Below are 21,428 nucleotides of genomic sequence, written 5' to 3'. Positions count from 1 at the left end.
TACTGGCCATTCGTCCTTTACGCGCCGTTAAACATCCGGAGGCAGACTTCCGGTTGTTTTCCGTGCGCCGATCGAAGGACAAGGCGATGTTGCTTCCGACACAACAGGCTTTCGGCCAGGCCGCCACGGGTCTCATGCAGTCGATGCTCGACGACATCGAGGAGCGGCGCAAGCAGCAGGAAGAGAAGCGCGCCGGAAAGACCACCAACGATCCGATGGTCGAGGCACGGATCTCGGCCAGCGAAGAAGCTCGGCGCGCGCGTGAAAACATCGCCGAAGCCTTCTTCAACGGCGGCGCGAAAAGCATCACCGAGCAGAAGGTCGAGCTGATGGACCAGCTCGGCAAGGAACTGGGAATTAGCCGCGACGACTTCCGCTCGTCCTACGGCTATGGCAAGGCGATTGAGGATGCGGTTGCAGCGCTCGATCCGGCCTCCGCCATCGATCTCAAGGACAAGCTTGCCCTCGACGACCTCGGGATTTCCCTCACAGAACTGGTCGCGGCGATCAAGAACCCTTACGGCGACGAGGACACGAAGCTCGAAACCGCCCTGGAGAAACGTTCCGGTGACGGCAAGCACAGCAATGTCGAGATTGCCAAGATCGTGCAGCGTCTCGAAGACACCGCCGATCCGAAATCGCTGGAAGAACTGAAAGCCGGTCCGCAAGGATGGGACCCGACCAGGGTCGAGGATTCGGAAACGCGCGCGGAGCGCGACGCAGACATCCTCGCGGCCGAGGCCTCCGAGAAGCTGGAGGATGTCCAGGAGATGCACGAGGCCCTTTCGGAAACGAGGGACAAGGGTTTTTCCGGGGATGCTCCAGACGGTCAGGCGCCAAACGCCGATGCGTTGCTGCTGCAGGCGCTTGCAGCCAGCGTTGAAGCCCAGGAGCCGACAGCGACCGATCCGGAGACGACGGCGCCGGGGTCCGAGAATGTTGAGACCAATGTGCCGCTGGAGACCGGCCCGACCTTGCGCGAGGTCCAGGAAGCCGCCAAGGCCGAGGCCGTCGGCGAGGCGGAACTGGAGGCCGACGTCGCCGATGTGGCGAACGATAACGAGGCCCCCGGCATTGTCTCGGTCTATGTCGATGAATCCGGGATCTATTCCTTCCTGAAGGAAAAGCGCGCCGCCTGATGTGGGATTACGGCTCGGCCCTTCGCCGCCCGATGCCCACCCTGGCCAGCACGTCGCGCGGGATCTGGTAGCGCTCCACGGCGTCAGCCTGGCTGCGGAAGCCGCAGATCTCCCGCTGTAAGAAAAGCGCCCAGACCAGGTCCGCGGCGCCGTCGGTCAGCTCCGCGCAAAGGGTCGCGGCCGCGCCCTCGGTCTTCGCCCTTTCCAGCGCGGCGAGGGCCGCTTCCACCTTCCTGCCGGCACGCCCGAGCGCATCCGCCTTCTCCGCGGCCAGTTCGTAGTCGAGCGCCAGCAGCGTCGTGCCGTCGGATGGGGTGAAGGCGGCGGGTGGGCGAAAGCTCATGTCATCCGGTCGCGATGGTGTTCCGGCGAAAACATGGGGCTTCCCGTCGTCGCTCGCAATGACGGGCGGCCTGCGCAGGTTTTGTTAACGAATCCGGCGCATCCTGCTTGTCCACGGAACTGACGACCGAAGACATGAATGCGGCCATGATGGAAGCATCGACAAAACCTGTAGACACGGCAACCCGCGCTGCTCCTGCGCAGAGCGAAGCCCGCGCCGTTGCGGAGGACGCCGCTGTCGGCGAGATCTTCAGCCAATGGCTTGAGCAGGCAGGCAATCCGACACCTTCCGCAGCGGTCGGCATCCAGTGGGATGATGATGACCTTGGCGCGCCGGAACAAGTGCCGGAAGCGCACGTTCCGGCCAACTGGCTCGACGCCCTGGGTAAGGACCGCTCCGAGCCGCGCACCGACCGGTCCGACGAGATTTCCGCGGTCAATTCCGACGACAACGGCCTCTACCGCATGTTCAGGAACGTTTCGCCCTGAGGTTTCAATCGAGCCAGAAAACGCCCTAGTGCTGCATCGCCGCATCGGCGTGGGCGCGGATTTCGGCAAAACCCCAATCCTTCAGCAGCCGCCCGTCCTGCCAGACAGGTTGCAGCACGTTTTCCCGCCGCCCGAGTTCGGCAAAGGGCAAAGCGAGGATATCGGTCCCTTCCCGAATGACCGCCCGCCTGCCGCTGGCGAGCGGGCGTTCCCTTGGATTGGCCGCCCGCCGGCCGATATCGTGCCAGGAACCACTGTCGTCCTGCATGGCGCTTGCCAGCATGGTGAAGGACAGCGTGTCGCGGCTGAGCTTCTGCAGCAGCGTCGAACCGACGCCGAACGAGACATTTTCGCTGGCAAAGCCCATGCCTTCCAGCCGCCCGAGGATCATCTGGATGTCCTGAAGCGTCACGCCGTCCGACTGGATGACCCGCACATGGTCGTCGAGCACCTTGAAACCCTTGCCGTTCAGGCGGGTGCCATAGGCATAGGCGAGCTGGGCGACGACCTGAACCGGCGTGTCGATCGGATCGCCGCTGTCGGGACGCACGATCAGGGTGGCCCCGGCGGCCCGCACCCTGGTTTGCAGCTTCTTGCCCCAGATCTCGGAAACCGCATTGTGCAGGTCGTAGCTGTCGGAGACCACAGAATAGGCGCCGAAACGCCCGAAGCGGTCGATCATGTTGGCATAGGCCTCCGGTTCGCGGCTCTGCCCCCAGGCAGTCATCGTCGTGTGCTCCGAGGCGGGCACGGAGCGGCCCGCCATCAGCGCACCGTAGTGGCGGCGGGCATGGCGGATGGCCGGCAGCGAATCCGAGAGGTGGAAATGCACGAGATGGGCGACCCCTCCGATGGCGGCCTGCTCGTGGCTCGTCGTGCTGCGGGCACCGAAATCGCTGACCATGGTCGGCATGCGTTCATCGGGTTGATCGGACGTTCGCTCGAGGAAGGGCTGAATCGTCTGGCGCAGCCGCCAGGACAGCGTCGCCACGGTCGAGGGATACCAGACCGCGCGCAGCAGTGCCGTTTCCATGTAGGAGGTGAGCCAGGGCAGCTGCGGATCGGTATTCACCAGTTGCAGCACCGGAACGCCGCGACGAATGGCGATCCCCTCCGGCAGGGCTTCGATCCTCAGCGGCAGGTACCCCCCGTGGACGTTCAGGACGCGGGTCCAGCCGGCGCGGTCGAAGGGCTGGCCATGCAACGCGGCGATTTCTTCAGCTTCGTCGATGTCGGCCAGGGTGATTGGCTTGGCGAGATATTCCTTGAGGAACATCTGGAGGCCGAAGAACATCACCTCGGGCCTGGAGGAATGGCCGCGCGTCGTGATGTAGCTGGAGATCGCCCGGGCGCCCTCCGGGTATTGCAGATAGTGCCCGAGCTTGTAGCTGTCGGTGTTCAGAATGAGATTCTGGTTGTTCATCGTGCAGCATCCGGCGATCAGTTGTCGGGGCGTCAAGACCCGCACGGAGGCGGGAATCGCTTTGGTCAAAAGCTGTACGTGAGCCCCTGGGGAGCGGCAAGGCGCCTAATCGCAAATATGGTTAACACTTAATTAACATATCTGTTGCAGGGTACGGGATCATTGATAGGCAAACGCCTTCATGAGGGCTCCGTCGGTTTCGACGGGAAAATCCGGCCGCATGAGCGGCTCGTTATAGCCAGTGATTCTTCAGCCATTTTCAGGATGGGGAGCTGCCATGCTGCCTCCGGTCAACGCCGTTGCCAATTCGTCCATCGCCTTCCAGGATCCGCGCGCCGCCCAGGATGGCGCAGCCGAGACCCCTGTCAGGCCGCAGGGCACGCCACCGCAGGCCGCAAACGGGCTGGAACAGAATGCCGCAATCGCCGGCCGCCTCAACCTTCTGCTGCTGTCCGGTCAGGAGCGGATGTCGGACAATCTCGCCATCCTGGTCAACCTGTTGGGCAGCCGCCTTGGCATGGAGCGGGCCGATGGGGAGAGTATCAGTGCCTATGCCGGGCGCCTCGTCCAGGCGCTTGGAGACCTGACGCCGCAGATGCGTCAATCGGTGCAGCGGCAGTTGGCGCAGATGTTCAGCGGGCTGCAATTGCGCACGCTGATGGAAGCCTTCCGCAATCCGGTCGGACCGGAAGCCGCGACCCTCTCGATCTATCTCGAACTCTATCGCGTCAAGGACAAGGATCTCGCTGCCCGGACCGTGGTGACCTCCTATCGCCAGAATGCCGGCGAGACACGCGCGAACGGCCTGACGACGCCCGCACCGACGGTGGCCGGACGGATCGGCCTTGGCGCCTCGCCGGCTCAGGCGACCGCCTTGCCCATTCGCACCGAGCAAGAGACCGCGCTGCTCGCGGACATCGCAGCCGATTCCCAACTGGCCGATGGCGATGCGGTCGACGATCCGATGGCGCCCGTCGCCAAGGGCCGGCTTTTCGGCATGCAGGACGAGCAGTCGCGCAAGATGCTCAAGCTCGCCGCTGCACGGGCCCTCCAGGCCACGATGTCCTATGGCGCCGAGCCGGCGGCCCGCAATGCCGGGACCGAGCCTGCGGCAGCCGGGGCGCTTGAGGCGAGAGGGAATGCCGAAACCGCTGACGATCGGCCGGCTCAACGGGACGTCAGCAGTGCCGGAGAGCCGGCATCCGCCAAGGCATCGTTGGCGCGGGCGGTCGACGCATCCGCGACCGGTGTCCGCGCCATGCCTGACGCCATGCCCAAGGTCGGGCAAGATACTGCGGGCGAGGTCATGCATGCCGAAGCCGGATCACGCGCCGACAGGTCCGGTTCTGCAACTCCGCAGTCGGTGGAAACCGGCGACGAGGGGCCTGGCGGCAAGACGCAGACGCTTTTCGTCCTGAAGGGCTGGCAGGAAGACGCAGCCCGCGACGCGGATGTGGCGGTTCCGGCGCCCTTGCCTGCGCCGGAAGAAATCTTCCCCGATCCTGCGCGGCTGCTTGGTTTCCCCGGCATTGAAGATGCCGCGACCGACAACGAGCCGGGCGCGCACCCTTTCGAAGCCGGCGGGCGCGAAACCGTCGCCGAGGAGGCGCAGTCTGTGGCGGACCACGATGGCGAGGCGCTGGAAGAGTTGGAAGAACCGGCCGCCAATGCAGCCGGCGCGGATCCGTCACCGGCCGAACTGGCGGAGTTGCCCCACGATCTGCCGGATGCCGAGACTGCGCTCCTGCGCCAGTCGGTCGCCGGCCGGGAAGGCATTCCGCTGCCGCTGGTCAACTATCTGTTCGCCGACGACGACATCGCCGAGCAGACGGGACTGAAGCATCGCTTCAGCCAGGAAGGCGAGACCTCTGGTGAAGACGCCGACGGCTCTGGCGGCGAGGATGCAGGCGGGAGCGAAGGCGAGATGCAGGACGAGACCGCCGGGCAGCAGACCCCGGCCGAGGACGACGGGCAAGAGCAGGTCGAGGCGCTTGTCGAGGGCGAAACGCCGAACGATCTCTATTGGCGGATGGCCGGCTGGTCCTGAGGTCGCCGGCAGTCTCGGCACGCTTGCCGCGCATCGTTCATCCCAAAGAAAAGCCCGCCGGTCGATGACCGGCGGGCTCTTTCATTTCAGCAGTGTCGAGGCTTATTCGCCGCCGCGGTTCTTCAGAGCCGCGCCGAGAATGTCGCCGAGCGAAGCGCCCGAGTCGGACGAACCGAACTGTGCGACGGCTTCCTTCTCTTCGGCGATTTCCAGGGCCTTGATCGACAGCATGACCTTGCGATCCTTCTTGGAGAAGTTGGTCACGCGGGCATCGACGGTCTGGCCGACCGAGAAGCGTTCCGGACGCTGCTCGTCGCGGTCGCGGGAGAGATCGGCGCGACGGATGAACGAGGTGATGTCTTCGTGGTTCACGAGCTTCACTTCGATACCGCCATCGTTGATGCCGATGACTTCGCACGAGACGACAGCGTTCTTGCGCAGGTCGCCCGAAGCGGCTGCATCGCCGACGGCATCCTTGCCGAGCTGCTTGATGCCGAGCGAGATGCGTTCCTTCTCGACGTCGACGTCGAGAACGACGGCCTTGACCACGTCACCCTTGTTGAACTCCTCGATGACCTGTTCGCCCGGACGGTTCCAGTCGAGGTCGGAGAGGTGAACCATGCCGTCGACGTCGCCTTCGAGGCCGATGAACAGGCCGAATTCGGTCTTGTTCTTGACTTCGCCTTCGACTTCGGTGCCGGCCGGGTGGCTGTAGGCAAATGCCTGCCACGGGTTCTCGAGGGTCTGCTTGAGGCCGAGCGAGATACGACGCTTGGACGGATCGACTTCGAGAACGACCACGTCAACGTCCTGCGTGGTGGACAGGATCTTGCCGGGGTGAACGTTCTTCTTGGTCCAGGACATTTCCGAGATGTGGATCAGGCCTTCGATGCCCGGTTCCAGTTCGACGAATGCACCGTAGTCGGTGATGTTCGTGACGGTACCGGAGATCTTCTTGCCGACCGGGTACTTGGCGGCAATGCCATCCCACGGATCCGACTCGAGCTGCTTCATGCCGAGCGAGATGCGGTGGGTTTCCTGGTTGATGCGGATGATCTGAACCTTGACCTGCTGGCCGATGGACAGGATTTCCGACGGATGGTTGACGCGACGCCATGCCATGTCGGTGACATGGAGCAGACCGTCGATGCCGCCGAGGTCGACGAACGCACCGTAATCGGTGATGTTCTTGACGACGCCGTCGACGACCTGGCCTTCTTCGAGGTTCTGAACGATTTCAGAACGCTGCTCGGCGCGGGACTCTTCGAGGACCGTACGGCGCGAAACGACGATGTTGCCGCGGCGCTTGTCCATCTTGAGGATTTCGAAGGGCTGCGGGTTGTGCATCAGCGGGGTTACGTCGCGGATCGGACGGATGTCGACCTGCGAACGCGGCAGGAAGGCTACGGCGCCGTCGAGGTCGACGGTGAAGCCACCCTTGACCTGGTTGAAGATGACGCCTTCGACGCGTTCGCCAGCTTCGAACTTGGCTTCGAGCTTGATCCAGCTTTCTTCGCGGCGAGCCTTTTCGCGCGACAGAACGGCTTCGCCGAGAGCATTTTCGATGCGCTCAACGTAAACTTCGACTTCGTCGCCGACCTTCAGCGAACCGTCCTTGGCACGGGCGCCGAATTCCTTCAGCGCGATGCGGCCTTCGACCTTGAGGCCAACGTCAACGATAGCGACGTCCTTCTCGATGGCCGTAATGATGCCCTTGGTTACATAGCCTTCTGCCAGATCGGTCTTGGCAAACGACTCTTCGAGCATTGCTGCGAAATCGTCGCGCGAGGGAGTAGAAACAGACATGAAATCTCCTAAACGCATCCAAGAAGGACGCGGTATGCGCCGGGGGTTCGAGTTGTACGAAGCCTGACAGATCGTCCGCCCTTCAAAGGGCTGTCCGGCGCGGGGACGATCGTATCGGCTGGCTTGATCGAGGTCCCCGGCGAGCCGGGTTCCGCAGTTCAATCTTTCTTCAAGGCAGCATCGATGAGTTCGCAGGCCGCCTGGAATGCCGCGTCTATACTCATTTCCGAGGTGTCTAGCAAGTGCGCATCGTCTGCAGGTTTCAGCGGGCTGTCGGCGCGCCCCATGTCGCGTTCGTCGCGCTTCTTCACGTCGGCGAAAACCGCGTCGAAATCCGCTGCAGCTCCACCTCCGATGATCTCGTCGTAGCGTCGCCTGGCGCGCACATCGGGCGATGCCGTGACGTAAAGCTTCACCGGCGCGTCAGGGCAGACGACCGTGCCGATGTCGCGGCCGTCGAGCACCGTGCCGGGCGCCCTGGCGGCGAACTTGCGCTGGGCTGCGACAAGCGCGCGGCGCACCGCGGGCATCACGGCGATCTTCGAGGCGGCTTCGCCGATCTGATGCTGCGCGAGGACCGAGCGGTCGAGGCCCGCAAGCTCGATATCGAGCGACGTCCGTTCGGCAACGGTCTCGTCGTCGAGCGGCAGGCCGGCATCGAGCAGTGCCTTGGCCACGGCGCGGTAGGTCAGGCCCGTATCGAGATGATGAAAGCCATAATGCGCGGCGATGAGCCTGGACAGCGTTCCCTTGCCGGCAGCGGCCGGACCGTCGATGGCGATGATGAACGAAGTGGTCATGCGGCTTTGCTTTCCTGCATTTCGATTTTGGCACCGAGCCCCGCCACCAGGTCCATGGATTCCGGGAAGCTTGTGGCGAGGGCTTCGCACGCCGCATTCCCGATCGACGGCGCGCGATCTTCCGCAACGGGGATGTTCGCCAACAAGAAGGAACGGTGCGAGATCGACTTGTCGCCAGGGACACGGATCGTGCCGGAAAGGGCGGGCGCTTTTCGCGCGACGGCCGGTTTCCGCAGGGCTCCATGCGACATGCAAGATATCCTCTGATGGGCGTCTTTAGAAGCGCTGAGATGCCTCTCGGGAGCTCCATCCCCTTGTCGTCGGCGCCATTTTCGCGCTCGTTAGCACAAAGCGATTATAGGGTCATCCCTTTGCTGTCAAAAAGCCCGGCGGGTGGGTGCGAAGTTTGCCTTTGACAGAAGAGATTGCAACGACTATGGGGACCCGCTAACAGTTTGACCGGGTAAAGACCGGATTGACCGCACGCGCCGGTATATTCTTCAGGACTTCAAGAGGCTTTGACAGTGGCGAAAGCAGAACTTGGCACCAAACGCACCTGCCCGGACACGGGGAAGAAATTCTATGATCTGAACAAGGATCCGGTCGTATCGCCTTACACCGGCAAATCCTGGCCGCTTTCCTATTTCGAGGAGACCTCCGTCGCCACGATCATGGAGAAGGCCGAAGAGGAGGAGGTCGCCGAAGTCGACACCGAGAACACCGAGGTCGAGCTTGTCTCGCTCGAGGATGCGGACGACAATGACGGCAACGACGATATCCCCGATATCGGCGACGACGATGTCGAACTCGATGACGATGATGACGACACCTTCCTCGAAGCCGATGAGGACGACGACGACGACGACATGACCGGCATCATCGGCGTCACCGGCGACGACGACGAAGTCTGATCGAACGCTATCAGGCTCGGAAAAAACGAAAAAATTTCCGAGCCTGCAATTTTCGGCTTGCCATCTCCGACCACCGGAAGTAATAAGCCGCCACCCCGCCGGACAGCTTGTTCGGCAGGTTCCCGGAACCGGCGCTGCCGGACCCATGGTTTGGGGCTATAGCTCAGCTGGGAGAGCGCTTGCATGGCATGCAAGAGGTCAGCGGTTCGATCCCGCTTAGCTCCACCAACCTCCTCCGCTATCCCGTTCAGCCCCGTTGACGCTCTTTACCTGTCGTCTGACCGCGGCCGTTTGTTCGTCCAATCCCTCTCTTTGCCAAAACAAGTCAGGCCGCAGGCCCGTGCGACCGCTTGATGCGATCCTGGGATTCCCATAGGGAATCGAGGATAGGCGTTGGGCACGCCAAAACGGATTGCTGAAGGGCGAGGGTGACATGAGCTTCACGGAAACGACACGGACATCGTGGCTTGCGCGGTTGAAGAACGCATTGATCGGCGCCGTCATCGGCATCGTCCTAGTGGTGGCCGCGATCTGGGCTCTCGTGTGGAACGAGGGCCGGTCGATCAAGGCCTATCGTGCGCTGACCGAAGGCGCCGGCGTGGTGGTCACGGTGAGCGCCGACGAAATTGCGCCGCCGAACGAGGGGAAGCTCATCCACATTTCCGGCAAAGTGACGCCGGACGGCGTCCCGGCCGATCCCGAATTCGGCATTTCCGCCGAAGGCGCCGTGGCCATCCGGCGCGAGGTGGAAATGTACCAGTGGGTGGAGAAGAGCGAATCGCGCTCTGAAACCAAGTTGGGTGGCAGCGAGGAAACCGTCACCACCTATACCTACACAAAGGAATGGAAGTCCGGGCGCGAAAATTCCAGCGACTTCCGCCAGCCCGAGGGGCACGAGAACCCGGAGATGCCGGTCGACAACCAGTCGTTTGCCGTCGACAGCGCGAAGGTCGGCGCCTTTGCGGTCTCCGGTGAGAATGTCGCCGGTCTTGGCAAGCAGACCGATCTAAAGCTGACGGAAGAGGACGCCGGCCACGCCGAACAGGTTCTGTCCGGAACCGTGCAGCTCGATCGTGGGGGCTACTATGTCGGCTTGAACCCCTCCCAGCCGCGGGTCGGCGATCTCCGCATCCGATACAGCCGGGCGGACCTGTCAGAAGCGAGCTTCGTGGCGGCGCAGAGCGGCGGTTGGCTGAAGCCCTATACCGCCTCGAACGGTCGGGAAATCTTCCTCAGTGCGTCCGGAACGGCGAGTGCTGCGGAAATGTTCGATGCCGCCCAGGCGGAGAACACCATGATCATGTGGCTGATCCGTGCCGGTGGCATGATCGGCCTCATGGTCGGATTCAGCCTGTTCTTCTCGATCCTCGGCGTCATCGCCGATGTCGTTCCGATCGCCGGCTCATTGGTGCGCTTCGGCACCGGGATGATTGCCTTCGTGCTGACCGTGCTGGTCGGACCGCTGGTCATCGCCATCGGCTGGTTTGCCTATCGGCCGTTCTTGTCGCTCGGCCTGCTTGTGGTGGGCGGGCTCGTCGCCTTTGGCGTCGTCTGGCTCCGCCGACGTTCGGTCGGTGGGGCAAGCCCCGCCGCTCCGTCCGCGGCTCAGTAGAACAGCTCGCCGCGGTCCTGGCGTGAAGTCTGGTCGATCTGGAACCAGTCCGTGATACGGTCGATGTCGAGTTCGGCTTCGCCATTGCGGAGCTGGACACGCAGTTTGTCGCCCGATCGACCGAGAGGCACGCCGATATAGATCCGGCTGTTGCCAGCGTCGTCCAGAGTATCGATTGCGAAGCGCATCAGGCCCCCAGTATAAGCGCGTAAAATCTTTGTTTTCGAGTGCTGGAGGCTTAAGGGACCTGCCTTGAGCGAAACTGTTGCGAGGTGAGCATGCCTCATTTTCGCAAGGCACGGTCACCGCGCGTTCCCGCTTCTCCGGAGCCGCGTGAAGAGGGTGAAGAAGCATGTTCCTGGTCTCCAAGCTGTTCTGGATGTTTGCCCAGCCGTTGTCGCTGTCCTTCCTGGCCATCCTGTTCGCCGTTCTTGCCCTGCTCGCCGGCCTGCGCCGTACGGGCCTGGCGCTGAGCGCTCTTGGCGGTGCCATCCTGTTCGTGACGCTCTACACGACGACGGGCTCGTTCGTGCTGCAGGAGCTCGAGGCGCGCTTCCCCCGGCCGGCGGCGGATCCGCAGACCGTGTCTTGCATGATCGTGCTGGGCGGCTCGTTCGAGACCGAGGTCACGACGACGCGCGGCGGCATCGAGATGAACCAGGCCGCCGATCGGTTCATCGAGGCGTTACGGCTTGCCCGGCGCTTCCCGCAATCGGCCATCCTCGTGTCCGGCGGGGATGGATCGCTGAGCGGCGTCTATGAGGGCGATGCAGTCGCCTCCGAGCGGTTCTTCGAGACCTTCGGCATTTCGGCCGACCGCCTGGTGCGCGAAACGCAATCGCGCACCACCTCCGAGAACGTCGCCAACAGCCGAACCATCCTGGCTGAGAGAGGATTGGAGAATTGCCTGCTGATCACCTCGGCCTTCCACATGCCGCGCGCCGTTGGCCTGTTCCGGGCGGCCGGGACGACGGTGACGCCCTGGCCGACGGACTACCGCACCAGCGGAAAGGTGGGGCTCGGCCTGGATTTTACCCAGCCGACGCTGAACGCCCAGCAGACGGCGACGGCCGTGCGCGAGTGGATCGGGCTCGCCGCCTATTTTCTGACGGGCCGCATAGGAGCCTTCTATCCGGCGCCATAACCGCGCCTGGGCGGGGCAACTACTTCTTCGAGATCGTCAGAAACTTGGTGCCGCGCACGCGCACCGTGATTTCGCAGGCCGCCTCGTCGGTGCGTTCGCAAAAGCGCGGGTTCATCTTCATCACGAAGACCATGTTGCCGAAGCGCTTGACGAAATCATAGCCGTACATCTTGGCCGAGGCGATCATGAAGTAACCGCCTTCCTTGACCTGCAGGTAGAAATTATAGGGGCAGCCGTCATCGGTGCAGTCGGGGCCGCGCATGCCGTCGCAGAGGATTTCGCCTTCGTTGACCACGGCATCGGTGATGCCGTCATTGTTGATGTCGAGGCGTGTGATGAAGTTTGCGCCGAACTGCACGATCTTGCAGCGCTTCTGGAAATGTTCCTTTTCGTATATCTCCGGATCGCTGATAAGCTGCTGCTGGCCGAAGGATGCGGAGGCAGGAGTGAGCAGAAACGCGATTTGCAGAAGGGCAAGGAGCAGGTATTTCACGGCGATCTTCCCAGGAAAATGAAGTCTCTCCCTTCTATCATAGGTTCCACTGCTTGCGCGGCCCTGACGCCGTCACGGTTTCCAAAGGCTTTCGTCGGATGAGGTTGAAATGACACTGCTCGGATTTCTTGACTATGCGGGCGTTGCCGTCTTCGCCGCCACAGGCGCGCTCTCCGCCTCGCGCAAGGACCTCGACGTGATCGGCTTCCTGTTTCTCGCCGCGGTCACCGGCATCGGCGGAGGAACCCTGAGGGACGTCGTTCTCGGCAGCCTGCCGGTCTTCTGGGTGCTCGATCCCGGCTATATCCTGGTCTGCGCCTCGGTCGGAGTGCTGGTCTTCTTCACCGCCCATCTGGTCGAGTCGCGCTATCGGCTGTTGATCTGGCTCGATGCCGTCGGGCTTGCGGCCTATTGCGTCATGGGCGCGGCCAAGGGCTATGCCGCGACCGGCTCGCCGACCGTGGCGATCGTCACCGGCACGCTGACGGCGGCCTGCGGCGGTATCTTGCGCGATATCATCGCCGGCGAGCCCTCGGTTCTCCTTCGCCCCGAGATCTACGTCACGGCGGCGCTGGTCGGGGCCTGCGTCTTCACGGCGGCGACCGTGTTCGGCCTGCCGCTCTATGCCGCGTCCACGCTCGGAGCGGCCACGGCCTTTGCCATCCGGGGCGGGGCGCTGCGTTTCGGCTGGAGTTTTCCGCGCTACAATTCGCGTCCGGGCAGGGCGCCCGATGACGTTCTATGATGGGGTGGAGGCTGCGTCAGCCCTGGCGCTTCTTTGCCCGCAGGCGAATCACCACGTCGACATGGGAGATTTCCATTCCCTCGGGCGGTGTGGGAAGGTTGTCGATCACGATATTGTTCAAGGGGATGTCGAGAACCTCGTTCTCGCCCTCGACGAAGAAATGGTGATGATCCGACGTGTTGGTATCGAAATAGGTCTTCGCGCTTTCGACCGCCAGGACGCGGATCAGGCCGGCCTCGGTGAACTGGTGCAGCGTGTTGTACACTGTTGCGAGAGACACCGGCACCTTGGCGGCGGTGGCTTCCTCGTGCAGTTCCTCGACCGTCAGGTGACGGTCACCCTTGGCGAAAAGCAGGCTTGCGAGCGCAATGCGCTGACGCGTCGGGCGAAGGCCCGACTGGCGCAATTTCAGTTCCGTACGTGAACGGTCTTCAGTCGTCATCAAGACGATCTCCGCATTGCCTGTTGGTCGTTCGCAGACTTCATCCGACGATATAACTTTTACGCGCCCCCCTTTCAATAGTTTCCACCGGCCAGCGGCCCGACAAAGTGCCTAAAAAGCCGCGATTTGGCGGTTTTGGGTCTGGTCCTGACGGGGGGCTTCCTGTATGCGACGGCTAAAGTCACCAGGTGGCGGCGGATCGGGAAGTCTCCTGCGATCTGATGTCGCCTATTGTGGGACTTCAATTTGTCCCTATCTTGCTCTAAGGGTCCGTGAACGCGAAGCCTGAGGGGGGAAGAAGAAGAAGATGGCACCAAGACAATCCAGTTATAACTATGAAGAGATACTCGCCTGCGGTCGCGGCGAGCTGTTCGGTCCCGGCAATGCGCAGCTTCCCCTGCCGCCGATGCTGATGGTCCACCGGATCACGGATATTTCCGAAACGGGCGGCGCCTTCGACAAGGGCTATATTCGCGCTGAATATGACGTCCGTCCGGATGACTGGTATTTCCCCTGCCATTTCCAGGGCAACCCGATCATGCCGGGATGCCTCGGCCTCGACGGCATGTGGCAGCTGACCGGCTTCTTCCTCGGCTGGCTGGGCGAGCCCGGCCGCGGCATGGCTCTGTCCACCGGCGAAGTGAAGTTCAAGGGCATGGTTCGCCCGGCCACCAAGCTGCTCGAGTACGGCATCGACTTCAAGCGAGTCATGCGCGGGCGCCTGGTGCTGGGTACCGCCGATGGCTGGCTGAAGGCCGACGGCGAAACCATTTATCAGGCAACCGACCTTCGCGTCGGTCTGTCCAAGGAAAAGACGGCCTGAACAGGCGCCGTCCAAACCACTATAATAAGAAGGTCTGAGAGATGAGACGGGTAGTTGTTACGGGACTTGGAATCGTGTCCTCCATCGGGAGCGACGCGGCAGAGGTGACGGCATCACTGCGCGAAGCGAAGTCGGGCATCCAGTTCTCGCCGGATTTTGCCGAATACGGATTCCGCTGCCAGGTCTGGGGCAAGCCGGCGCTTGATCCGACCGATCTCGTCGACCGTCGCGCCATGCGCTTCCTGTCGCAGGGCGGTGCCTGGAACCACGTCGCCATGAAGCAGGCGCTCGCCGATTCCGGTCTCGAGGAAAAGGACTACGCCCAGAACGAGCGGACCGGCATCATCATGGGCTCGGGCGGTCCTTCCACCCGCACCATCGTGGAAGCGGCCGACATCACCCGCAAGAACATGAGCCCGAAGCGCATCGGTCCGTTTGCCGTGCCGAAGGCGATGTCGTCGACGGCCTCGGCAACGCTCGCCACATGGTTCCAGATCCATGGCGTCAACTACTCCATTTCCTCGGCCTGCTCGACCTCGGCGCACTGCATCGGCAATGCGGCGGAGATGATCCAGTGGGGCAAGCAGGACGTGATGTTCGCCGGCGGCCACGAAGATCTCGACTGGTCGATGTCGAACCTGTTCGACGCCATGGGCGCCATGTCCTCCAAGTTCAACGATACGCCCTCGACCGCCTCGCGCGCCTATGACGTGTCGCGCGACGGCTTCGTCATCGCCGGCGGCGCGGGCGTGCTGGTGCTCGAGGAACTGGAACACGCCAAGGCCCGCGGTGCCAAGATCTATGCCGAACTCGTCGGCTATGGCGCAACCTCGGACGGCTACGACATGGTCGCTCCGTCCGGCGAAGGTGCTAAGCGCTGCATGCGCCAGGCGCTGTCGACCGTGAAGGGTGAGGTGGATTACATCAACACCCACGGTACCTCGACCCCGGTCGGCGATTCGAAGGAGATCGGTGCGATTCGCGAAGTCTTCGGCGACAAGATCCCGCACATCCAGTCGACCAAGTCCTTGACGGGCCATTCGCTCGGCGCCGCAGGCGTACAGGAATCGATCTACGCCCTGTTGATGATGCAGGAACGCTTCATCGGCGAAAGCGCCCACATTACCGAACTCGACCCGGAATTCGACGGCGTACCGATCGTCCGCAAGCGGATCGACAATGCGAAGATGGACACCGTTCTGTCCAATTCCTTCGGCTTCGGTGGCACCAACGCAACCCTCGTCTTCCAACGCCACAATGGATAACCGCATGATCGCCTCTATGCAGGGAAAGCGCGGCCTCATCATGGGCGTCGCGAACAGTCACTCGATTGCCTGGGGCATCGCGCAGGCCTTGGCCGGCGCCGGTGCCGAGCTTGCCTTCACCTACCAGGGCGAGGCGCTGGGCAAGCGGGTGAAGCCGCTGGCGGCCGAACTCGGCTCGGACTTTCTCCTCCCCTGCGACGTTGAGGATATCGCCTCCGTCGATACGGTCATCGAGGCGCTGAAGGAACGCTGGGGCAAGCTCGATTTCATCGTGCATGCGATCGGCTTTTCCGACAAGAACGAGCTCAAGGGGCTCTACGCCGATACGACGCGCGACAACTTCACCCGCACCATGGTGATCTCGTGCTTCTCCTTCACGGAGATCGCCAAGCGCGCGGCCGAACTGATGGTCGAAGGCGGTTCCATGCTGACGCTGACTTATGGCGGTTCGGTGCGCATCATGCCGAACTACAACGTCATGGGCGTCGCCAAGGCGGCTCTGGAGGCTTCGGTAAGGTATCTGGCGGGCGACTACGGTCCGCGGGGCATTCGCGTCAATGCCATCTCCGCCGGCCCGATTCGCACGCTGGCAGGCGCCGGCATCTCCGATGCGCGCGCCATGCTCTCCTGGCAGCAGAAGAATGCGCCGTTGCGTCGCACCGTGACGATCGAGGATGTCGGAAATTCGGCGCTCTATCTGCTCTCGGATCTTTCGCGCGGCGTGACCGGCGAGATTCACTATGTCGATTCCGGCTACAACATCACGTCCATGCCGGCGCTCGACATGCTGCGCAGCTCCGACGCCGAGTAAGACCGCTTTTCCGATTTCCTGAACGAGAAATGCCTGGCGCGACCTCATATCGCGCCAGGCATGAACACGGAGTGGTCCGCAAGCTCGATGTCTCAAGCTTACTCCGGTTTTTGGATGTGCTCGACCTCGATCGATCCCATCAGCATGGCCATGCTGACCGCATGCAGCCGATTGCGCGCGCCGAGCTTGCTCTCGGCCGAGGACAACAATCCCTCGACCTCGATCTCGGACAGCAGCAGCAGATTGCAGATATCGAGCGGTCGCTTGCCTTCGGCGACCATTGTCAGGCACTTTACTTCCGCATCGGTCAATGCGGTTTCTGGGCCGGACGGCTGTCCGGCAGACTGATCTTTATTCGCCATGATGTTCTGAGATCGCCAAGATTGAATCTGTGCTTCGTTGCCGGTCATCTTTGACTGCAACGTCCGTCGTCTCAGATATATAAGGATGAGTGAAGCGATTGTAATTCGCGTCAGGCGCCAAAATCTTAACATCGCATACGAAAGGTTAAATTCCGTTTGCGTCGAGGCGTCAGCTGTATCTCTGCATTTCTGCCTGTCGTGAGGGAATTGTCAATAGGCAAAGCATTACGGGGACTTCGCCTGCCTGATCCGGAGTCAGGCGGACTTGCGTCCGCGCAGTTCGGTCGGGGTCTGGCCGAACCAGCGCGTGACGGATCGGGTAAAGGCGCTCGGCGCGGAATAGCCGAGCCGATAGCAGATCTCGGAGATAGCCAGTTCGCTCTCGGTCAGCAGATTGAGGCTCAATTCGCGCCTGAGGTTGTCCCGGATCTCCGCCAGGCTCGTATGTTCCTCGGCGAGCCTGCGCTGGAAGGTCCGCTCCGATATGCCGAAATGCGGAGAGATGTCGCTCAGCGACGAATTGGGCTCCGCCATACGCAAGATCAGGAACTTTCGCACCTGGTCGATGAAATTCCCCTCCTGGTAATCTGCATCCGGCCGCATGGTCCGGCACTGGATATCCATGAGCGAGAACAGTCTTGCGTCCGCCTTGGGATTTTTCATGTCGAGGATGCTGGCGGGGATATGCAGCGTATTCTCACGGCAGCCGAAGCGCAGCTTCTTCGTCAGATAGTCGCGAAACACCTGCGGCGACCTCGGGCGCGGCCGTTCCAGATCGATCTCGACAAGGTCCGCATGTATCCCGACGATGTCGCGCAAGCGCCCCATCGTCAGGGCAATCCCCATGTCGACATACTGGTCGCGTTTGACGATCGCCGGAGCAAACGACCAGGAAAGAGAAGCGCCGCCTTCGTCCGTAGTGAAGCGCAGATTGCTGGCGTAGGTGGCATATTGCATATGTGCGGCGAGGAAGCGCACGAAGTCCCCCACGGTCGGCGCAGTCATCAGGCCGTATCCGAACGGTCCGGTCGAGCCTGCGACAAAGCGGTCGACGCATTTCAGTCCGAATGCCTCGTCGTCTGCCAGCAATGCGCAGGCCTCCAGCAGCCGGCAGAGCCGGTCGAGGCTGATGCGGGCGGTCAGGCTCTGGAAGATTTCCGGATCGATCTTGAGCGCGCTGCAAATGGGGGCGATGTCTATGCCATACGACTTTGCATGCGTAGCGACTGCGGACGCGACGCCCGCAACGGCGGTCAGTTCGTCGGCAATCGATTTATTAGACATCGAATATATGGCGTCCAATGATAAGCCAATGTCGTCGCAGGTTAAGTCGAATTGCGCGATTTGTCCAGAGATACGGCATCCGGAAAGCCCGGATGCCGTTCACGAAGCCAGTATTGTTGGGTGACCGGTCAGCCGGGCCTATTTCTTGGCCCAGAGAACCTTGAAACGGGCGTTGCGGCAGGTCTCTCCGTGCTCACGGAAGTCCTCGCCCAGGATAGCCTCATAGGGCAGGCCACGATTGGCCACCAGCAGCAACTGGCCGCCGCCGCGCAGCGCTTGGGCTGCCGCCTTGATCATCGTCTGGCCGAGGCCCGGCTCGGCGGCATGACCCTGGTGGAAGGGCGGGTTCATGATGACGAGGTCGTATTTCTCCTTGGCCGGCTCGCGCGTCAGGTCCTGCCAGAAGAAACGTGTCGTGAGGTTGGGGCAGTTTTCAGCCAGGTTGAGCTTGGCATATTCCAGCGCGTCGAAATCGGCCTCGAACAGGTCGATGCGGGCGGTCCGCGGCGAGCGCGTGGCCAGCATGGTCGAGAGATAGCCCCAGCCGGCGCCGAAATCGGCGGCATTGCCGTCGAAGTTCTCAGGCAGGCGGCTCGCCAGCAGCTCGGAGCCATCGTCGATACGATCATGCGAAAACATGCCGGCGCGGGTGTGGAAGCGCCCGTCCACGAGCGTCTCGCGCGCGGCAAGTTTGGCGACGGCCGCTCCGGTATCTTCCGGCACCGAGAACCACAGGGCGACCCCGTGATATTTCGGCATATGCTCTGCCTCGATCCCGAGCCCGGCCAGACGCTTGCGCATTGGCTGCACGCCGTCTTCCTTGCCGCCGGCAACTACGATCAGACCGCCTGCCTTGACCCGGCTCAAGGCCTCGGCAACGCGATTGTCGTTCTCGCCCCGGTGCTTGCCGAGCAGGATCAGCGCGCCGTCAAAGCCCTCGCCGTCGATATGAGGGATCGGATCGAGACGGGCTGCCTGCAGCTTCAGGAACTCGCCGCGATGACCCTGCACGGGCACCAGCTGCGCGGCGAACTCGTCAGGCGTGGCAAAGCCCGCCTCGGCGCCGATAAACAGGAAGCGCTCGTCGGAGCGGGGAGCGGCAACCGTGCCGCTGGCAAAGGGATGGAACAGGGTCTTCAGCGTTTCGCGGCTCATGGCAGGGCTCTCCGGGCGAATAAAAAAGGCGCGGAAGGGTTTCCGCGCCTCACTGTCAAAGGGAAGGGGCCGCTTATTCGGCGGCTTCGCCCTCGTCCTTCTTCTTCTCGGCGACGACTTCCTTGCCGGTCGTCTGGTCGACGGCCTTCATGGAGAGGCGAACCTTGCCACGCTCGTCAAAGCCCATCAGCTTGACCCAGACCTTGTCGCCTTCCTTGACGACGTCCGAGGTCTTGGCAACACGGTCGGAAGCGAGCTGCGAGATGTGCACGAGACCGTCACGCGAACCGAAGAAGTTGACGAAGGCGCCGAAATCGGCGGTCTTCACCACGGTGCCTTCGTAGACGACGCCGACTTCCGGCTCGGCAACGATCGAGTGGATCCACTTGCGGGCCGCTTCGATTTCCTTGCCCGAGGAAGAGGCGATCTTCACGGTGCCATCGTCTTCGATGTTGATCTTCGCGCCGGTCTTTTCGACGATTTCGCGAATGACCTTGCCGCCGGAGCCGATGACTTCACGGATCTTGTCGACCGGGATGTTCATGACTTCGATGCGCGGAGCGAATTCGCCGAGCTGCGAGCGACCTTCGGTGATGGCCTTGGCCATCTCGGTGAGGATGTGCTTGCGGCCACCCTGTGCCTGGCTGAGCGCGACCTTCATGATCTCTTCGGTGATACCGGCGATCTTGATGTCCATCTGCAGCGAGGTGATGCCCTCGTTGGTGCCGGCGACCTTGAAGTCCATGTCGCCGAGGTGGTCTTCATCGCCGAGAATGTCGGAGAGAACGGCAAAACGGTCGCCTTCGAGGATCAGGCCCATGGCGATACCAGCGACCGGCTTGGCGAGCGGAACGCCGGCATCCATCAGCGCCAGCGAGGTGCCGCAGACGGTTGCCATCGAGGAAGAGCCGTTCGACTCGGTGATTTCCGATACGACGCGCAGCGTGTAGGGGAACTGTTCCGGGGTCGGCAGCATCGGACGGATAGCGCGCCAGGCGAGCTTGCCATGGCCGATTTCGCGGCGGCCCGGGGAGCCCATGCGGCCCGTTTCACCGACCGAGTAGGGCGGGAAGTTGTAGTGCAGCAGGAAGCGTTCCTTGTACATGCCGGTCAGCGAGTCGACATACTGTTCGTCTTCGCCGGTGCCGAGGGTCGCAACCACGATCGCCTGGGTCTCGCCGCGGGTGAACAGAGCGGAGCCATGGGTACGCGGCAGGATGCCGACTTCCGATACGATCGGACGAACGGTTTCCAGGTCGCGGCCGTCGATGCGGCTCTTGGTGTCGAGGATGTTCCAGCGAACGATCTTCGCCTGCAGGGTCTTGAAGACCGAGCCGATAACTTCAGCCGTGTACTTGGCTTCGCCGCCCTCGGGCAGGAAGTGCGCCTTGACCTTCGCCTTCACGGCGTCGACGGCGGCGTAACGTGCGGCCTTCTCGGTGATCTTGTAGGCGTTGCGCAGTTCGGTTTCGGCCATTGCCAGCATTTCGGCTTCGAGCGCGGAATAGTCTTCCGGATCGAAATCGCGCGGTTCCTTGGCGGCAACCTCGGCGAGCTTGATGATCGCGTCGATAACCGGCTGGAAGCCCTTGTGGCCGAACATGACGGCGCCGAGCATGATCTCTTCGTTGAGTTCCTTGGCTTCCGACTCGACCATCAGGACGGCGTCCTGAGTGCCGGCGACGACCAGATCGAGAACCGACTCGTCCATCTCGTCGAGATGCGGGTTCAGGACATATTCACCGTTGATGAAGCCGACGCGTGCGCCGCCGACCGGGCCCATGAAGGGTACGCCCGAGAGGGTCAGGGCAGCCGAAGCGGCAACCATGGACAGGACGTCCGGATCGTTTTCAAGGTCATGCTGGATGACGGTGACGACGACCTGGGTGTCGTTCTTGTAGCCGTCCGGGAAGAGTGGGCGGATCGGGCGGTCGATCAGGCGGGAAACCAGCGTTTCCTTCTCCGACGGGCGACCTTCGCGCTTGAAGTAGCCACCCGGGATCTTGCCGGCGGCATAGGTCTTTTCCTGGTAGTTCACGGTCAGCGGGAAGAAGTCCTGGCCCGGCTTCGGCGACTTGGCCGATACGACGGTGGCGAGAACGACGGTCTCGCCGTAGGTGGCCATGACGGCGCCGTCGGCCTGACGGGCGACCTTGCCGGTTTCGAGCTTGAGCGGGCGGCCTGCCCACTCGATTTCCACGCTATGGATATCAAACATATATCTTGTCCTTCTTCCACGACTGCCGGCCTTGATGGCGAGACCCCGCAAGGGATCCGGTGGCGGCCGCGGCTATGCTGACGCATCACGGGCAAGACAGCGGGAGGCTTTTCGTTT

22 protein-coding genes and 1 tRNA gene are annotated in these 21,428 nt (G+C 62.5%); 11 read left to right on the top strand and 12 right to left on the bottom strand.

Annotated elements, in window-relative coordinates:
• Window positions 1–86 precede the first annotated feature (86 nt).
• Window positions 87–1,139: a hypothetical protein gene (locus tag L867_RS0113965; protein ID WP_146086620.1), complete on the top strand. Its 1,053-nt coding sequence runs from the start codon at window positions 87–89 to the stop codon at window positions 1,137–1,139.
• A 7-nt stretch (window positions 1,140–1,146) separates the two neighbouring features.
• Here L867_RS0113965 and L867_RS0113960 read toward each other — a convergent pair whose 3' ends face one another.
• Complete coding sequence (locus L867_RS0113960) at window positions 1,147–1,482, bottom strand: DUF6665 family protein (protein WP_028737469.1); 336 nt, start codon at window positions 1,480–1,482, stop codon at window positions 1,147–1,149.
• Between the two features lie 107 nt (window positions 1,483–1,589).
• On the opposite strand from L867_RS0113960, the gene L867_RS25285 reads away from it, so the two are divergent.
• Complete coding sequence (locus tag L867_RS25285) at window positions 1,590–1,970, top strand: hypothetical protein (RefSeq protein WP_037173411.1); 381 nt, start codon at window positions 1,590–1,592, stop codon at window positions 1,968–1,970.
• Window positions 1,971–1,995: 25 nt separating this feature from the next.
• On the opposite strand, the gene L867_RS0113950 is transcribed toward L867_RS25285, so the two are convergent.
• Window positions 1,996–3,393: a nicotinate phosphoribosyltransferase gene (locus L867_RS0113950; protein ID WP_028737468.1), complete on the bottom strand. Its 1,398-nt coding sequence runs from the start codon at window positions 3,391–3,393 to the stop codon at window positions 1,996–1,998.
• Window positions 3,394–3,670: 277 nt separating this feature from the next.
• On the opposite strand from L867_RS0113950, the gene L867_RS26470 reads away from it, so the two are divergent.
• On the top strand, window positions 3,671–5,440 hold the full coding sequence (locus L867_RS26470) for a hypothetical protein (protein WP_028737467.1): 1,770 nt from the start codon (window positions 3,671–3,673) through the stop codon (window positions 5,438–5,440).
• A gap of 102 nt (window positions 5,441–5,542) precedes the next feature.
• On the opposite strand, the gene rpsA is transcribed toward L867_RS26470, so the two are convergent.
• The 3 genes from rpsA to L867_RS27975 all read right to left on the bottom strand — a co-directional run bounded on the left by rpsA (window position 5,543) and on the right by L867_RS27975 (window position 8,297).
• Window positions 5,543–7,246, bottom strand: coding sequence for a 30S ribosomal protein S1 (gene rpsA / locus L867_RS0113940; RefSeq protein WP_028737466.1), 1,704 nt, complete (start codon window positions 7,244–7,246; stop codon window positions 5,543–5,545).
• Between the two features lie 158 nt (window positions 7,247–7,404).
• A complete protein-coding gene (gene cmk / locus L867_RS0113935) occupies window positions 7,405–8,046 on the bottom strand; it encodes a (d)CMP kinase (protein ID WP_028737465.1) in 642 nt (213 codons plus the stop codon).
• Window positions 8,043–8,297: a hypothetical protein gene (locus L867_RS27975; protein WP_028737464.1), complete on the bottom strand. Its 255-nt coding sequence runs from the start codon at window positions 8,295–8,297 to the stop codon at window positions 8,043–8,045. The genes cmk and L867_RS27975 overlap by 4 nt, the downstream gene beginning before the upstream one ends.
• A 273-nt stretch (window positions 8,298–8,570) precedes the next feature.
• On the opposite strand from L867_RS27975, the gene L867_RS0113925 reads away from it, so the two are divergent.
• The 3 genes from L867_RS0113925 to L867_RS0113915 all read left to right on the top strand — a co-directional run bounded on the left by L867_RS0113925 (window position 8,571) and on the right by L867_RS0113915 (window position 10,569).
• Window positions 8,571–8,957 (top strand): TIGR02300 family protein, encoded by a 387-nt coding sequence (locus tag L867_RS0113925; RefSeq protein WP_028737463.1) that lies wholly within the window; start codon window positions 8,571–8,573, stop codon window positions 8,955–8,957.
• 152 nt (window positions 8,958–9,109) lie between these two features.
• Window positions 9,110–9,185 (top strand) — tRNA-Ala (locus L867_RS0113920).
• Window positions 9,186–9,390: 205 nt separating this feature from the next.
• Entirely contained in the window at window positions 9,391–10,569 is a 1,179-nt protein-coding gene (locus tag L867_RS0113915) for a TMEM43 family protein (RefSeq protein WP_028737462.1), read from the top strand.
• Here the strand turns inward: L867_RS0113915 and L867_RS0113910 are convergent.
• A complete protein-coding gene (locus L867_RS0113910; protein ID WP_028737461.1) occupies window positions 10,563–10,757 on the bottom strand; it encodes a hypothetical protein in 195 nt (64 codons plus the stop codon). The two genes, L867_RS0113915 and L867_RS0113910, sit on opposite strands and share 7 nt — an antisense overlap.
• Window positions 10,758–10,921: 164 nt before the next feature.
• On the opposite strand from L867_RS0113910, the gene L867_RS0113905 reads away from it, so the two are divergent.
• Window positions 10,922–11,713: a YdcF family protein gene (locus L867_RS0113905; RefSeq protein ID WP_028737460.1), complete on the top strand. Its 792-nt coding sequence runs from the start codon at window positions 10,922–10,924 to the stop codon at window positions 11,711–11,713.
• 19 nt (window positions 11,714–11,732) lie between these two features.
• Here L867_RS0113905 and L867_RS0113900 read toward each other — a convergent pair whose 3' ends face one another.
• A complete protein-coding gene (locus L867_RS0113900; RefSeq protein WP_028737459.1) occupies window positions 11,733–12,206 on the bottom strand; it encodes a hypothetical protein in 474 nt (157 codons plus the stop codon).
• Window positions 12,207–12,315: 109 nt separating this feature from the next.
• Between L867_RS0113900 and L867_RS0113895 the strand changes: the two genes are divergently transcribed.
• Window positions 12,316–12,951: a trimeric intracellular cation channel family protein gene (locus L867_RS0113895; protein ID WP_028737458.1), complete on the top strand. Its 636-nt coding sequence runs from the start codon at window positions 12,316–12,318 to the stop codon at window positions 12,949–12,951.
• A gap of 16 nt (window positions 12,952–12,967) precedes the next feature.
• Here L867_RS0113895 and irrA read toward each other — a convergent pair whose 3' ends face one another.
• Window positions 12,968–13,393, bottom strand: coding sequence for an iron response transcriptional regulator IrrA (irrA, locus tag L867_RS0113890; protein WP_028737457.1), 426 nt, complete (start codon window positions 13,391–13,393; stop codon window positions 12,968–12,970).
• Window positions 13,394–13,700: 307 nt separating this feature from the next.
• On the opposite strand from irrA, the gene fabA reads away from it, so the two are divergent.
• From fabA to fabI, 3 genes are read left to right on the top strand one after another with little or no spacing between them, the layout of a single operon-like run.
• Window positions 13,701–14,216, top strand: coding sequence for a 3-hydroxyacyl-[acyl-carrier-protein] dehydratase FabA (gene fabA, locus L867_RS0113885; RefSeq protein ID WP_028737456.1), 516 nt, complete (start codon window positions 13,701–13,703; stop codon window positions 14,214–14,216).
• A gap of 41 nt (window positions 14,217–14,257) precedes the next feature.
• Complete coding sequence (fabB, locus tag L867_RS0113880; protein ID WP_028737455.1) at window positions 14,258–15,481, top strand: beta-ketoacyl-ACP synthase I; 1,224 nt, start codon at window positions 14,258–14,260, stop codon at window positions 15,479–15,481.
• Between the two features lie 4 nt (window positions 15,482–15,485).
• Complete coding sequence (fabI, locus tag L867_RS0113875; RefSeq protein ID WP_028737454.1) at window positions 15,486–16,292, top strand: enoyl-ACP reductase FabI; 807 nt, start codon at window positions 15,486–15,488, stop codon at window positions 16,290–16,292.
• Between the two features lie 98 nt (window positions 16,293–16,390).
• Here the strand turns inward: fabI and L867_RS25275 are convergent, their stop codons facing one another.
• The 4 genes from L867_RS25275 to pnp form a co-directional block, all read right to left on the bottom strand.
• On the bottom strand, window positions 16,391–16,702 hold the full coding sequence (locus L867_RS25275; RefSeq protein ID WP_232363930.1) for a helix-turn-helix transcriptional regulator: 312 nt from the start codon (window positions 16,700–16,702) through the stop codon (window positions 16,391–16,393).
• Window positions 16,703–16,909: 207 nt separating this feature from the next.
• On the bottom strand, window positions 16,910–17,938 hold the full coding sequence (locus tag L867_RS0113865; protein WP_028737453.1) for an AraC family transcriptional regulator: 1,029 nt from the start codon (window positions 17,936–17,938) through the stop codon (window positions 16,910–16,912).
• Between the two features lie 138 nt (window positions 17,939–18,076).
• Window positions 18,077–19,093 carry a class I SAM-dependent methyltransferase gene (locus tag L867_RS0113860; protein WP_028737452.1) on the bottom strand — a complete coding sequence of 339 codons (1,017 nt, stop codon included), beginning with the start codon at window positions 19,091–19,093 and terminating at the stop codon, window positions 18,077–18,079.
• 73 nt (window positions 19,094–19,166) lie between these two features.
• Window positions 19,167–21,311, bottom strand: coding sequence for a polyribonucleotide nucleotidyltransferase (gene pnp / locus L867_RS0113855; protein ID WP_028737451.1), 2,145 nt, complete (start codon window positions 21,309–21,311; stop codon window positions 19,167–19,169).
• Window positions 21,312–21,428 lie beyond the last annotated feature (117 nt).

It is taken from the genome of Paenirhizobium selenitireducens ATCC BAA-1503 (genome assembly GCF_000518785.1).
GTDB classification, from domain to species: domain Bacteria; phylum Pseudomonadota; class Alphaproteobacteria; order Rhizobiales; family Rhizobiaceae; genus Allorhizobium; species Allorhizobium selenitireducens.
Note: the sequence above shows the minus strand (reverse complement) of the source record. Positions and strands in the feature narration are given on the sequence as shown.

Bases quoted from the DNA above. Each gene is read 5' to 3' on its own strand.
- L867_RS0113960 (WP_028737469.1), bottom strand. From the start codon at position 1,482: ATGAGCTTTCGCCCACCCGCCGCCTTCACCCCATCCGACGGCACGACG.
- L867_RS0113950 (WP_028737468.1), bottom strand. From the start codon at position 3,393: ATGAACAACCAGAATCTCATTCTGAACACCGACAGCTACAAGCTCGGG.
- L867_RS26470 (WP_028737467.1), top strand. From the start codon at position 3,671: ATGCTGCCTCCGGTCAACGCCGTTGCCAATTCGTCCATCGCCTTCCAG.
- L867_RS0113910 (WP_028737461.1), bottom strand. From the start codon at position 10,757: ATGCGCTTCGCAATCGATACTCTGGACGACGCTGGCAACAGCCGGATC.
- L867_RS0113895 (WP_028737458.1), top strand. From the start codon at position 12,316: ATGACACTGCTCGGATTTCTTGACTATGCGGGCGTTGCCGTCTTCGCC.
- L867_RS0113915 (WP_028737462.1), top strand. From the start codon at position 9,391: ATGAGCTTCACGGAAACGACACGGACATCGTGGCTTGCGCGGTTGAAG.
- rpsA (WP_028737466.1), bottom strand. From the start codon at position 7,246: ATGTCTGTTTCTACTCCCTCGCGCGACGATTTCGCAGCAATGCTCGAA.
- fabA (WP_028737456.1), top strand. From the start codon at position 13,701: ATGGCACCAAGACAATCCAGTTATAACTATGAAGAGATACTCGCCTGC.
- L867_RS0113865 (WP_028737453.1), bottom strand. From the start codon at position 17,938: ATGTCTAATAAATCGATTGCCGACGAACTGACCGCCGTTGCGGGCGTC.
- pnp (WP_028737451.1), bottom strand. From the start codon at position 21,311: ATGTTTGATATCCATAGCGTGGAAATCGAGTGGGCAGGCCGCCCGCTC.
- L867_RS0113860 (WP_028737452.1), bottom strand. From the start codon at position 19,093: ATGAGCCGCGAAACGCTGAAGACCCTGTTCCATCCCTTTGCCAGCGGC.
- L867_RS0113905 (WP_028737460.1), top strand. From the start codon at position 10,922: ATGTTCCTGGTCTCCAAGCTGTTCTGGATGTTTGCCCAGCCGTTGTCG.
- L867_RS0113965 (WP_146086620.1), top strand. From the start codon at position 87: ATGTTGCTTCCGACACAACAGGCTTTCGGCCAGGCCGCCACGGGTCTC.
- L867_RS27975 (WP_028737464.1), bottom strand. From the start codon at position 8,297: ATGTCGCATGGAGCCCTGCGGAAACCGGCCGTCGCGCGAAAAGCGCCC.
- cmk (WP_028737465.1), bottom strand. From the start codon at position 8,046: ATGACCACTTCGTTCATCATCGCCATCGACGGTCCGGCCGCTGCCGGC.
- fabI (WP_028737454.1), top strand. From the start codon at position 15,486: ATGATCGCCTCTATGCAGGGAAAGCGCGGCCTCATCATGGGCGTCGCG.
- irrA (WP_028737457.1), bottom strand. From the start codon at position 13,393: ATGACGACTGAAGACCGTTCACGTACGGAACTGAAATTGCGCCAGTCG.
- L867_RS25275 (WP_232363930.1), bottom strand. From the start codon at position 16,702: ATGACCGGCAACGAAGCACAGATTCAATCTTGGCGATCTCAGAACATC.
- fabB (WP_028737455.1), top strand. From the start codon at position 14,258: ATGAGACGGGTAGTTGTTACGGGACTTGGAATCGTGTCCTCCATCGGG.